Raw genomic sequence first — 12,981 nt, 5'->3', positions numbered from 1 at the left:
CCACTGGCCCCTTCGCGGGCAAGCCCGCTCCCACAGGGCCTTTGTTGTTGCACAAATTTTGTGAAAACCCAAGATCACTGTGGGAGCTGGCCTGCCAGCGATGGGGCCAGCACAGCCACCCGCTATCTGACAGCGCCCCGCAACTCCCCCACCAACGCCTGCAATCTGGCAGGCTCCGCCACCTCAACCGCCACCGCCGACCCCGCCACCAACGTCACCCGTGACCATAACCGGCGAAACAACCCTTTGCCCGGATCACGGCTGAAGAAGCTCCCCCACAATCCCTGCAACGCCAGGGGAATTACCGGCACCGGTGTCTCTTCGAGAATGCGCGTCAGCCCACCCTTGAACTCATTGATCTCGCCATCGGTAGTCAGCTTGCCCTCGGGAAAGATACACACCAGCTCGCCGTCCTTCAGATACTGCGCGATGCGGGTGAAGGCCCTTTCGTAGATCTGTATATCCTCCTGACGCCCCGCGATGGGAATCGTCCCCGCCGTACGGAAGATGAAGTTCAGCACTGGCAGGTTGTAGATCTTGTAATACATCACAAAGCGAATCGGCCGACGCACCGCGCCGCCAATCAGCAACGCATCGACGAACGACACGTGATTGCACACCAGCAACGCCGCGCCTTCATCGGGGATCTGGTCGAGATTGCGGTGTTCCACGCGGTACATGGAATGGCTGAGCAGCCAGATCAGGAAACGCATGGTGAACTCGGGGACGATCTTGAAGATGTAGGCGTTGACGCCGATGTTCAGCAGCGACACCACCAGGAACAGCTGCGGGATCGACAGCTTGGCCACGCTCAGCAGGATGATCGAGACGATCGCCGAGACCACCATGAACAACGCATTGAGAATGTTGTTGGCGGCAATCACCCGGGCCCGCTCGTGCTCGGCGGTGCGTGACTGGATCAGCGCATACAGCGGCACAATGTAGAAGCCACCGAAGATCCCCAGGCCGAGGATATCGAACAGCACCAGCCAGGCATGGCCAAAACCGAGGATTTCAATCCAGCCATGTCCCTGGGCACTGTCCGCAATTCCCCCTGAATGCCACCACAGCAACAGGCCGAAGACGGTCAGGCCAAACGAGCCGAATGGCACCAGGCCGATTTCGACTTTGCGCCCGGAGAGTTTTTCGCAAAGCAACGAGCCCAACGCGATGCCAACCGAGAACACTGTCAGGATCAGCGTCACCACGGTTTCGTCACCGTGCATCCACTCCTTGGCATACGCCGGGATCTGCGTCAGGTAAATCGCCCCGACGAACCAGAACCACGAGTTACCGACAATCGAGCGCGACACCGCAGGGGTCTGTCCCAAGCCCAGTTTCAGGGTGGCCCAGGACTGGCTGAAAATATTCCAGTTCAGGCGCATTTGCGGGGTCGCTGCCGCCGCGCGGGGAATGCCGCGACTGGCCAGGTAACCGAGCACCGCAATGCCGATGATCGCGGTGGACACAATGGGCGCGTATTGCGCGGACGACATCATCACCCCGGCGCCAATGGTCCCGGCAAGAATCGCCAGGAACGTGCCCATTTCCACCAGGCCGTTGCCTCCCACCAACTCATCTTCGTGCAGGGCCTGGGGCAGGATCGAATACTTCACCGGCCCGAACAGCGCCGAGTGGGTACCCATGGCGAACAGTGCCACCAGCATCAGCGACAGATGATCGAACATGAAGCCCACAGCACCTACCGCCATGATGGCGATTTCTCCGAGCTTGATCAGGCGAATCAGCGCGTCCTTGGCGAACTTTTCCCCGAACTGCCCGGCCAGCGCCGAAAACAGAAAAAATGGCAGGATGAATAACAGCGCACATAAATTGACCCAGATCGAGCGGTCGCCTTCGATGGCCAACTTGTAAAGAATGGCCAGGATCAACGACTGCTTGAAGACGTTATCGTTGAACGCCCCAAGCGACTGGGTAATGAAGAACGGCAGAAAGCGCCGGGTGCGAAGCAAAGTGAACTGTGACGGATGACTCATTCCATGTGTCCCTGAGTGGCCTGGATACAGCTATTTGAGTGTCGTATATCGATCCAGGCCACACATTACCTAATCTTTGCAGGTTATTTCTTCAATCCTGCAATGCACGGCGAGACAAACAGCTCGCCGCGCCATGCTCCCAGCACCGTACGTTTGCCGACGATCATCCACATCACCGCCAGCAACGCCACCAATACACAGCCGAACACACTGAAGAACGTCAGATTCAAGAGAGTGGCCAGTTTCAACGTCGCCAGAGAATAAACGCCCAAGGGAAAGGTGAAACCCCACCAGCCGAGATTGAAGGGAATGCCTTCACGCAGGTAACGCACGGTGATCAGCACCGCCATCAGCATCCACCACAAACCGAAGCCCCATAGCGTGATTCCGGCCACCAGCCCCAGCCCCGCGGCCGTTTCACCGATACCCGGCAAACCGTTGGCAGTAAAAATCAAGGGTGCATCGCCACCCAGCACCAGCATGCCCAATGCACCGGTGCCGATGGGACCAAGCGCCAGCCAGCTCGAAGCGGCCATGTTTTCGTGGGGCAGCTTATGCAGCGCCATGCGCAACAACAAAATTGTCAGAATGCTGAATGCCACCGGCAAGGAAAACGCCCAGAGCACATAACTGGTCACCAGCATGACCAACTGCGAGTGGGCATCGGCCAGGTGCGGCGCCAGCAGACCACCGCTGGCGGCCGCGACTTCCGCCGCCACCACCGGCAACAACCAGACGGCAGTCATCTGATCGATGCTGTGCTCCTGACGGGTGAACATCATGTAGGGAATCAGCACCCCGCAAGCCAGCGACATGGCGACGTCCAGCCACCACAGCACCTCGGCAAGCTGAATCACCCCTTCCCCCCAGCGCGGCAGGCCGAACACCAGGAAACCGTTGATGATGGTCGCCAGTCCCATGGGAATGGTGCCGAAAAACATCGAAACCGTGGAGTGGCCGAAAATGCGCCGCGCCTCGTCGAAAAACATGACCCAACGAGTCGCGTACACCGCGGTGAACACAAGGAACAGCACGATATTGAAAAGCCAAAGGGCTTCGGCAATGGCACGCACGCCCGGCACGCCGCCAGGTAACTGCGCAAGCGCCAACGCCAGCACGCCGGTGCCCATGGTGGCGGCGAACCAGTTGGGCGTGAACTGACGGATCACTTCCCGCGGGTGCTGCAAATGAGTGAAAGGTTTGATTCCGGGCTTGACGCTATTGGCGCATGTCATGAAGAACTCCTGTCCTCAGGTGAGGTAGGAATCCATCTTAGATCCGCATCGAATATCTATATAACGGGTAATATCTCTATAACTTATCTATTTTACAGATAAGAGTTCAGATCCGCATTTCCATTGGCGGTGCAGAATGGCTCGCGACAGGCCAGTGAAAACACCTGAGCGTCACCACAAACATTCCCTGCGACACCCCGCCACGCCACGACCTTGGTCGACACTGACTAACGCAAGCGGTCGTGCGAGACTGTCTGTCCGGGCGGGAGGCCCGGATGTCTTTCGTCGGGAGTTCCCATGTCGCTGTCCACCGGGCTGATCGCCGCCGTCGCCCTGGCCTATATGGCCATCATGTTCGCCATCGCCTTCTACGGCGATCGTCGCAGCGCGCCCTTGCCGCCGCGAGTGCGAGCATGGGTGTACAGCCTGTCGCTGGCCGTCTACTGCACCAGCTGGACCTTCTTTGGCGCCGTGGGCCAGGCCGCCGAACAGCTCTGGTCATTCCTGCCGATCTACCTCGGACCGATCCTGCTGTTGCTCGGCGCGCCGTGGGTGCTGCAAAAAATGGTGATGATCAGCAAGCAGGAGAACATCACCTCCATCGCCGACTTCATCGCTGCGCGCTATGGCAAATCCCAGTCATTGGCGGTGGTGGTGGCGCTGATCTGCCTGGTCGGCGTCCTGCCCTATATTGCCCTGCAGCTCAAGGGCATCGTGCTCGGCGTGAACCTGCTGATCGGCGCCGGTGCCGATGCCATGGGCACCCGGGCTCAGGACACCGCGCTGATCGTGTCGCTGGTTCTCGCACTGTTTACCATCGTCTTCGGTACCCGCAACCTCGACGCTACGGAGCACCACCGCGGCATGGTGCTGGCGATCGCCTTTGAATCGCTGGTCAAACTGTTCGCATTCCTCGCCGTCGGGGCGTTCGTGACCTACGGCTTGTACGACGGTTTCGAGGACCTGTTCGACCAGGCGATGCTCGCTCCACGCCTTGAGCAATACTGGAAAGAAACCATCAACTGGCCATCGATGGTGGTGCAGACCGGCGTGGCGATGATGGCGATCATTTGCCTGCCCCGGCAGTTCCACGTCACCGTTGTGGAGAACATCGACCCGCAGGATTTGCGCCTGGCCAAGTGGGTGTTCCCGGCTTACCTCGCTCTTGCGGCACTGTTTGTCGTGCCTATCGCGCTGGCCGGCCAGATGCTGCTGCCAAGCTCGGTGCTGCCGGACTCGTTCGTCATCAGCCTGCCGCTGGCCCAGGCGCATCCGGCGCTGGCCTTGCTGGCGTTCATTGGTGGCGCGTCGGCGGCCACCGGCATGGTGATTGTGGCCAGCGTGGCGCTGTCGACCATGGTCTCCAACGACATGCTCCTGCCCTGGCTGCTGCGCCGCAACAATGCCGAGCGGCCATTCGAAGTGTTCCGCCAGTGGATGCTGTCGGTGCGCCGGGTGAGCATCGTGGTCATTCTGCTGCTGGCCTATGTCAGCTATCGCCTTTTGGGATCGACCGCGAGCCTGGCGACCATCGGCCAGATTGCCTTTGCCGCCGTGACTCAGCTGGCACCGGCCATGCTCGGCGCGCTGTACTGGAAGCAGGCCAACCGCCGCGGCGTGTTTGCCGGCCTGGCCGCCGGCACCTTCCTGTGGTTCTACACCCTGGTCCTGCCGATTGCCGCCCACAGCCTCGGCTTGCCCTTGAGCAGCTTTCCGGGATTGGCCTGGCTGCACAGCAATCCGCTGGGCCTGCCGATCACGCCATTGACTCAAGGTGTGGTGCTGTCGCTGGCGGGTAACTTCACGCTGTTCGCCTGGGTCTCGGTACTGTCCCGCACCCGGGTATCGGAGCACTGGCAGGCGGGTCGTTTCATCGGCCAGGAAATCAATGCCCGTCCCAGAGCCCGTTCGATGCTGGCGGTACAGATCGAAGACCTGCTGCAACTGGCGGCCCGCTTCGTCGGTGAAGAACGTGCCCGGCAGAGTTTTATCCGCTTCGCCTACCGCCAGGGCAAAGGCTTCAACCCGAACCAGAACGCCGACGGTGAATGGATCGCCCACACCGAGCGCTTGCTGGCGGGCGTACTCGGCGCATCGTCGACTCGTGCGGTGGTAAAAGCCGCCATTGAGGGTCGGGAGATGCAACTGGAGGACGTCGTGCGAATCGCCGACGAAGCCTCGGAGGTCCTGCAATTCAACCGAGCCCTGCTACAAGGGGCTATCGAGAACATTACCCAGGGCATCAGCGTGGTCGACCAGTCGCTCAAACTGGTGGCATGGAATCGGCGCTACCTGGAACTGTTCAACTATCCTGACGGCTTGATCAGTATCGGCCGGCCCATTGCCGACATCATTCGCTTCAACGCCGAGCGCGGACTGTGCGGCCCCGGAGAAGCCGAAGTGCACGTCGCCCGCCGGCTGCACTGGATGCGCCAGGGCCGTGCCCATACTTCCGAGCGCCTGTTTCCGAACGGTCGGGTGATCGAACTGATCGGCAACCCCATGCCCGGTGGCGGTTTTGTCATGAGTTTCACCGACATCACCCCGTTCCGCGAAGCCGCGCAGGCACTGACCGAAGCCAACGAGGGACTGGAGCAGCGGGTCGCGGCGCGCACCCAGGAGCTGTCCCAACTCAACGTTGCCTTGACCGAAGCCAAAGGCACCGCCGAAGCGGCCAACCAGTCGAAAACCAGGTTCCTGGCGGCCGTGAGCCATGACCTGATGCAACCGCTCAATGCTGCGCGACTGTTCTCCGCAGCGCTCTGCCATCAGGAAGACGGACTGTCCGCCGACGCGCAGAAGCTGGTCGAACACCTGGACAGCTCGTTGCGCTCGGCCGAGGACCTGATCAGCGACCTGCTGGATATTTCCCGCCTAGAAAACGGCAAGATCAACCCTGCCCGCCAGCCATTTGTCCTGAACGAGCTGTTTGACACCCTTGGTGCCGAGTTCAAGGCCCTGGCCCGCCAGCAAGGGCTGACGTTCCGTGTACGTGGCAGTCAATTGCGCATCGACAGCGACATCAAATTGCTGCGTCGTGTGCTGCAGAACTTCCTGACAAATGCCTTCCGTTATGCCAAGGGTCCGGTATTGCTGGGTGTTCGCCGACGCAAGGATGAGTTGTGCCTGGAGGTCTGGGACCGTGGGCCGGGTATTCCTGAAGATAAACAGCAAGTGATCTTTGAAGAGTTCAAGCGCCTCGACAGCCACCAGACCCGCGCCGAAAAAGGCCTTGGACTGGGCCTGGCGATTGCCGACGGGCTCTGTCGCGTGCTCGGCCATACCCTGCGTGTGCGTTCCTGGCCGGGTCGCGGCAGCGTGTTCAGCGTCAGCGTGCCACTGGCGCGCACGCAAGCCGCGCTGCCGGCCAAGGTGGTCGAACTCAACGGTAAATTGCTCAACGGTGCACAGGTGTTGTGCATCGACAATGAGGACAGCATCCTCATCGGCATGAACAGCCTGCTCAGTCGCTGGGGTTGCCAGGTCTGGACCGCGCGTAACCGCGAGGAATGCGCCGCACTGCTTGCCCAAGGGGTACGGCCTCAATTGGCATTGGTGGATTACCACCTGGACGATGGTGAAACCGGAACCGAGTTGATGGCCTGGCTGCGCACCCGCTTGGGCGAGCCTGTACCCGGCGTGGTGATCAGTGCCGACGGCCGGCCCGAGACCGTCGCCCAGGTCCATGCGGCGGGGCTCGATTACCTGGCCAAACCGGTGAAGCCGGCGGCGTTGCGGGCGTTGCTTAGCCGGCATTTACCGTTGTAGGGTTTTCTGATCGTTCCCACGCGTGGGAACGATCAATACCGCGACGCGTTCGAACGATATCTTGATCTTTTGATCCGTTATTCCGGCAGCTCAACCAACCCGTCGACATCCGTCATCGCCCGCTCCAGTAAATCCGCCGGCAAGCTCTTGCTCGCCCGCGCGCCCAGCAATTTGAGCTGCTCACTGCGACTGACCAGGTTGCCGCGCCCCTCGGTCAGCTTGTTACGTGCCGAGCTGTAGGCCTTGTCCAGTTGCTGCAGGCGATTGCCAACCTCATCCAGATCCTGAATGAACAGCACGAACTTGTCGTACAGCCACCCGGCGCGCTCGGCAATTTCCCGGGCGTTCTGACTCTGGCGCTCCTGCTTCCACAGGCTGTCGATGACACGCAGGGTCGCCAGCAGCGTGGTCGGGCTGACGATCACGATGTTACGGTCGAACGCTTCCTGGAACAGCGCCGGCTCTGCCTGCAACGCCGCCGAAAATGCCGCCTCGATGGGTACGAAAAGCAACACGAAATCCAGGCTATGCAGACCGTCCAGGCGTTTGTAATCCTTGCCGGCCAAGCCTTTGACGTGATTTCGCAGGGACAGCACATGCTGCTTGATGGCGATCTGGCCGATGGCCTCGTCTTCAGCCGCCACATATTGCTGGTAGGCCGTGAGGCTGACCTTGGAATCGACCACTACCTGCTTGTCGCCCGGCAGGTAGATGATCACGTCGGGCTGGAAGCGCTCGCCGTCAGGGCCCTTGAGGTTGACCTGGGTCTGATACTCGCGCCCCTTCTCCAGCCCCGCATGCTCAAGCACCCGCTCCAGAATCAGCTCGCCCCAGTTGCCCTGGGTTTTTTGCCCTTTCAAGGCGCGGGTCAGATTGGTGGCTTCGTCGCTCAGGCGCAGGTTAAGTTGCTGCAGGCGCTCCAGCTCCTTGGCCAGGGAGAAGCGCTCACGAGCTTCGGCCTGATAGCTTTCCTCGACACGCTTTTCAAAAGACTGGATGCGCTCCTTCAACGGATCGAGCAACTGCCCCAGTCGTTGCTGACTGGTTTCGGCAAAACGCTGCTCACGTTCATCGAAGATTTTCCCCGCCAGTTCGGCGAACTGCGCACGCAGTTCATCCCGCGAGCCTTGCAGGTCATTGAGGCGTTGCTGATGGCTTTCCTGTTGCTCGCGCAGCTCGGCATTGAGCGAAGCGGCCCGGGCATCCAGCCGGCGCAATTCGGCCTCTTTACCAGCACGCTCGATATTCCACGCATGGGCGGCATCGCGCGCGTCGTCGCGTTCGATTTGCAGCAGTTCGACCTCACGACGCAGGGCGGCCAGGTCTGCCTGCCTGGCGGCGTTGGCCTGGCTCAGATCACCGACTTCATCACGACTGGCTTCAAGTTGCACATTCAGCCCGTCCTGCGCCAATTGCGCCATGGCCAGCCGCTCTTCCAGCAGCAAGACCTCTGCCTGGCTGGAACTTGCCCGACGCTGCAGTTGCCAGGCCAGTACCAGTAATGGCAACGCAGCCCCTGCCAGACCGAGCAAAACGCTGGTCAAGTCCATAGCCATAGCGACTCCTGCCATTGAAATAAAGCCTGAAGGTTAACCAAGGTGTCAGGTCTTGGACAGCTCAGTCTTCGATCAGACCCAGTTCCTGCTGCGCGCGTCGATCCCCGGCGCGAGCGGCCTGGCGCAAAAGGTCCTGGCCGATTCGACGATCCCGGGCGTTGCCGCACTCACGGCACATCAACTGGCCCAGGCGGCTTTGCGCAGCGACTATGCCTTCGCGGGCCGGTTGCTTGAGCAAACGTCCGGCGATGTGTTTGACGTTAGTGTTTTCGCCCAGGCGCGGGCTATCCAGCAGCCACTCGGCCACGCGCATCGAAAAGCGCTTGGGAGGGGTAACAGTGGAGGGTGTAGAGGAAGTCGAAGGCGTTACTGAGCGAAACTTCATAAAGCACTGTGGGGCAGATCGGAAGGCGCGCCACTTTACTCTCTTTTTCTTACAGGTAAAGCTGAAAAAGCCCCAGCACGCCCGTGCTAGAGCAAGCGCTCGGGACAATCCACAGATCCTGTGGATAACTCAGTGGACAACCCCCCTTGAACCCGCGCAAAGCCCTGTGGAATGGGGCTTACAGTCAAACTGACGATTTTTTCACCAGTAAAAAAAAGCGAGATTTTTCATTGACTTAAATTTTGGTTACAGGCACCCATGATGCTGGAACCCGAGATGACAGTGCGGTGACAGTCTGGGCAACTTATGTGCACAAGTGCCTTCGCGACGGTTATATCGGTGCACCGGTTCGGCGCATTTTTCCGTTTTTTTATGGATAAGCCCCGAAAACCCGGCGATAAGCGGGCTCACGATGTTACAAACTTCGATGACCGATGGTCGGATTCGGCCCGGATACGGGGTTCGCCAGTCAGTACCACCCGCACAACCCATTACGGGCAAAACAGCCAAGCGAACCGTGACGAGCAGACTTTTTCGCTATCACACTTCCCTTTACCAATTCAATACGTTAGTATCCGCAGCGTTAGTACCAAGCTGAAAGTCAATTCTGGTCGAACAAATCCCCCCGGTCGGTCTTCCCAACGGAAGACTCCATCGAACAAGCGGGATCGGCCACCTCGATGGTTTCCAGGTAAATCTTGCGCCAACACAGCCTCTGCCAATGCAAAGGGTGTTGCCAGGCTCACTTACTCTGACCGAACCAGCCTGCAAATTGATCAGGATCTTCACCCCGGGCCCAGAACCTTTGCCCTCGATGTGTTGCCTGCCCTCCTAAGTACCTACCTGCCAGCCCAAGCGCGCCAACTTATCAGCGCTTCAAACTGGCTGCTTTGTTCCAGTCGGGTTCTTCGTTCGATCAATGGTGATCGACGTTACTGGAACGTTTTAACGTTGCACGGTTCTTATCCGTGTCATATGCAGGAACACCAATAATGTCTACTCAAATCCACACTCAGGATGCCATTCGCACCCTAACCAACGCTTTTGCTCCAATGAACTGCCTGATCATGGCCGCTCGCAAAGGCTGCTTCAGCTTCACCCTGGTCAACGAACACGGCATCGCCCGTCACAGCGAACGCCTGTACCCCGATCAATACTCCAGCGCCGAGCCGTTGCAGGCCGTGATCGAGCGTACCCGTCAGGCACTGGTTGCCTGAGACGCCAGAAAGGCTGAAAACCTCAAAAGCCCTGCCGAAAAAGCGGGGCTTTTTATTGCCCGAGATTTCATGTTTCAAAGCCATCGGCTAAGCACCAACCGATATAACGGTTATAACTGTCCGCCAGAAATATTTTAAAAACAGGCCTTTACAGCACGAATATGACACTACACTTCAACTCAAGCGGCCCGTCCGCTTCCGGCGAGCCTGAGCCGATCCATTGCTGCCAAAGCCCATTCAGGTATCGCCGCCCAATTCGGTTTTCGAGGGTCTTATGGGTATCGCTGCCAGCGAACTGTGCCGTTATGTGATTCGTCCAACCCTGATTTATCTTGGACGCCATAGCGCAACCGCCGAATCCCTGCTGCTGGGCATCGCCGCCAGTCAGTCGGCCCTTGGCTCCGCCCTGCATGACCGCCGTGGACACGGTTTGTATCGAATCGCTGAACTGCGTCACCAGGCCCTCTGGGACCATTACCTGGCCCTTGATCCCGAACGCGCCAGCCTGGTTCGCGGCCTGGCCAGCCAGCATGCGTTTCTCAGCGGCCCGCACCTGGAACTGACCGTTAATCTGCGTTATGCCACGGCCATTGCCTGGCTACTGATCGAAGAACAGAACCCCCCCCTCCCCGCCCCGGATGATTTGCTCGGTATGGCCAGAATCTGGCGCCAGACCTTTCAACCCCAGGGGCGCCTGCGTGATTTTACGTGCGCCTGGCAAACCTGCGTTGCCCCCCTCAATCAAGTCGCTTGCTGACCCACCAGTTTCGCAAGATCGTGCAACAAGTGCCGAATCTGGTCTGATTGTCCTACAAAACCGCTCTAACTCAAGCGTTACAGCCTATGGCGCTGGGACGAAAATGTTGGTAATTTCCGCCCCGGTGATCACCAGGAGTTCTAATAATGAAAAAAGTAATGCTCAAAACCACCCTTAGCCTCGCTGTTGCCATGGCATCCACCCAGATCTTTGCAAGTGGCTTTGCCATCAACGAACAAAGCATCAGCGGGATGGGTACGGGCTTTGCCGGGCGATCTTCCGCAGCAGACGACGCTTCCACCATTTTTGGCAACCCTGCCGGCATGTCCCGCATCAAGCGCGAACAAGTCACCGGCGGTGTTGCAATGCTCGACGCACACACTGACATCAGCCAGGCAAGCTCCTTCCCGAACGGCGGCAGCAACGACGGCGACATGGTACCGTTCATCGCCGTACCCATGGGCTACTACGTCAAGCCAATCGACGACCAGTGGGCTTTCGGTGTGGGCGTTTACGCTCCGTTCGGTCTGGTAACCGACTACGAAAACGGCTTTGCCGGTCGCTACTTCGGCAGCAAGAGCGAAGTTAAAATCGTCACCGTGCAACCGACTGTCAGCTACGCCTTCAACGACAAGGTTTCCGTCGGATTCGGCCCGACCATCAACCGCATCGACGGCACCCTGGAATCGAATCTGTCGATCACCCAGGCCGCGCCGGACGGCAACGTCAAGATCAAAGGTGATGACACTGCGCTGGGCTACAACATCGGCGTGCTGGTGCAAGCCACCGACAGCACCCGTGTCGGCCTGACCTACCACTCGAAAGTGAAGTACAAGCTCGAGGGTGACACCAAGGTCAATTACAACGTGCTGGGCCTGATCGGCCAGAACCCAAGCCAGAAGTACGACGCATCGCTGGACCTGACCACCCCTGAGTCGGTGGACTTCTCGGTCACTCACCAGCTTGACGACAAGTGGACTCTGTACGCAGGCAGCACCTGGACTCGCTGGAGCCGCCTGAAAGAAATCACCGTCGAAAACAAAGGTGTTCCGGGTATTCTGAACGGTCAGTTCGGTACCATCACCGAAGAGCAGAACTGGCACGACACCTGGGCTCACGCCATCGGCGCGTCCTACCAGTTGAACAAGCAATGGGTACTGCGTACCGGTCTGTCCGTTGACCAGGCGCCGACCAACAACGTCGACCGTTCCCCACGCATCCCGACTGGCGATCGCAAGATTTTCAGCCTGGGCGCCGGCTGGAGCCCAACCGACGACCTGACCATCGACGTGGCGTACTCGTACCTGCGCGAAGATTCGGTCAAGGTCAACAACAGCAACGACCGTGGTCAGACCTACAACGCCAAGTATGAAAACTACGCGAACGGTTTCGGTGTCGGTGCGACCTACCGCTTCTGATGATTCCCGGCGAGCCTGAATCGCTCGCCGATCGAATCAAAAAAGCCCCGCTCTCTTGTACAGAGGCGGGGCTTTTTAGTGGACGCAGTTCAGGGTTTGGAGGCCAGAGCCTGCTCCACTGCGGCAATGAACTCGGGGTCGTCAGGTTTTGTCAGGCTGGAAAAACTGGCAATCACATTGCCCTTGCGATCGACCACGTACTTGTAGAAGTTCCACTTCGGCGCACTGCTCTGTTCGGCCAGGACCTTGAACAGGTGCGTCGCGTCTGCGCCTCGCACCGGTTGCGGCTCGGTCATGGTGAAAGTCACGCCGTAATTGACGTAACAGACCTTGGCAGTCTCGGCGCCATCCTTGGACTCCTGCTTGAAGTCATTGGAGGGCACGCCGATCACCTCCAGCCCCTGGCCCTTGTAGCGCTGATTGAGCGCCTCAAGGCTTTTGAACTGCGGCGCGAAACCGCAGAAGCTGGCGGTATTGACCACCACCAACGGCTTGCCCTCGAACCGCTGGCACAGGTCGATGGATTCCTTGGCGCGCAGCTTTGGCAGTGAGCCCTGCAGCAGCTCCGGGCACTCGCCCGCGTGGGCCAGCCCGGTCATCGCCACCAGCAACGCAGGAACTGCAATCCAGCGCATCAGCATGTCGGTG

At 59.4% G+C, this 12,981-nt stretch carries 9 protein-coding genes; 4 read left to right on the top strand and 5 right to left on the bottom strand.

The window, feature by feature from the left end:
• Positions 1-122: 122 nt before the first annotated feature.
• Positions 123-1,997, bottom strand: coding sequence for an MFS transporter (locus tag ASE98_RS11675; protein WP_060541516.1), 1,875 nt, complete (start codon positions 1,995-1,997; stop codon positions 123-125).
• 83 nt (positions 1,998-2,080) lie between these two features.
• Positions 2,081-3,232: a TDT family transporter gene (locus tag ASE98_RS11670; RefSeq protein WP_060541515.1), complete on the bottom strand. Its 1,152-nt coding sequence runs from the start codon at positions 3,230-3,232 to the stop codon at positions 2,081-2,083.
• Positions 3,233-3,529: 297 nt separating this feature from the next.
• On the opposite strand from ASE98_RS11670, the gene ASE98_RS11665 reads away from it, so the two are divergent.
• Positions 3,530-7,000 (top strand): hybrid sensor histidine kinase/response regulator, encoded by a 3,471-nt coding sequence (locus ASE98_RS11665; protein ID WP_060541514.1) that lies wholly within the window; start codon positions 3,530-3,532, stop codon positions 6,998-7,000.
• A gap of 77 nt (positions 7,001-7,077) precedes the next feature.
• On the opposite strand, the gene rmuC is transcribed toward ASE98_RS11665, so the two are convergent.
• Both rmuC and ASE98_RS11655 read right to left on the bottom strand, forming a co-directional pair.
• Positions 7,078-8,442: a DNA recombination protein RmuC gene (gene rmuC, locus ASE98_RS11660; RefSeq protein ID WP_177336967.1), complete on the bottom strand. Its 1,365-nt coding sequence runs from the start codon at positions 8,440-8,442 to the stop codon at positions 7,078-7,080.
• 175 nt (positions 8,443-8,617) lie between these two features.
• Complete coding sequence (locus ASE98_RS11655; RefSeq protein ID WP_082457525.1) at positions 8,618-8,941, bottom strand: hypothetical protein; 324 nt, start codon at positions 8,939-8,941, stop codon at positions 8,618-8,620.
• Positions 8,942-9,933: 992 nt separating this feature from the next.
• Between ASE98_RS11655 and ASE98_RS11650 the strand changes: the two genes are divergently transcribed.
• The 3 genes from ASE98_RS11650 to ASE98_RS11640 all read left to right on the top strand — a co-directional run bounded on the left by ASE98_RS11650 (position 9,934) and on the right by ASE98_RS11640 (position 12,333).
• Complete coding sequence (locus tag ASE98_RS11650; RefSeq protein ID WP_007898912.1) at positions 9,934-10,158, top strand: hypothetical protein; 225 nt, start codon at positions 9,934-9,936, stop codon at positions 10,156-10,158.
• A 274-nt stretch (positions 10,159-10,432) separates the two neighbouring features.
• Positions 10,433-10,915 carry a hypothetical protein gene (locus tag ASE98_RS11645; protein ID WP_060541511.1) on the top strand — a complete coding sequence of 161 codons (483 nt, stop codon included), beginning with the start codon at positions 10,433-10,435 and terminating at the stop codon, positions 10,913-10,915.
• A 146-nt stretch (positions 10,916-11,061) separates the two neighbouring features.
• Positions 11,062-12,333, top strand: a complete 1,272-nt coding sequence (locus tag ASE98_RS11640) for an OmpP1/FadL family transporter (protein WP_060541510.1) — start codon at positions 11,062-11,064, stop codon at positions 12,331-12,333.
• Between the two features lie 89 nt (positions 12,334-12,422).
• Here ASE98_RS11640 and ASE98_RS11635 read toward each other — a convergent pair whose 3' ends face one another.
• Entirely contained in the window at positions 12,423-12,974 is a 552-nt protein-coding gene (locus tag ASE98_RS11635) for a glutathione peroxidase (protein WP_060541509.1), read from the bottom strand.
• Between the last annotated feature and the right edge of the window lie 7 nt (positions 12,975-12,981).

Source organism: Pseudomonas sp. Leaf48 (assembly GCF_001421885.1).
Classification (GTDB): Bacteria; Pseudomonadota; Gammaproteobacteria; order Pseudomonadales; family Pseudomonadaceae; genus Aquipseudomonas.
This window is presented reverse-complemented; position numbering and strand designations above follow the sequence as displayed.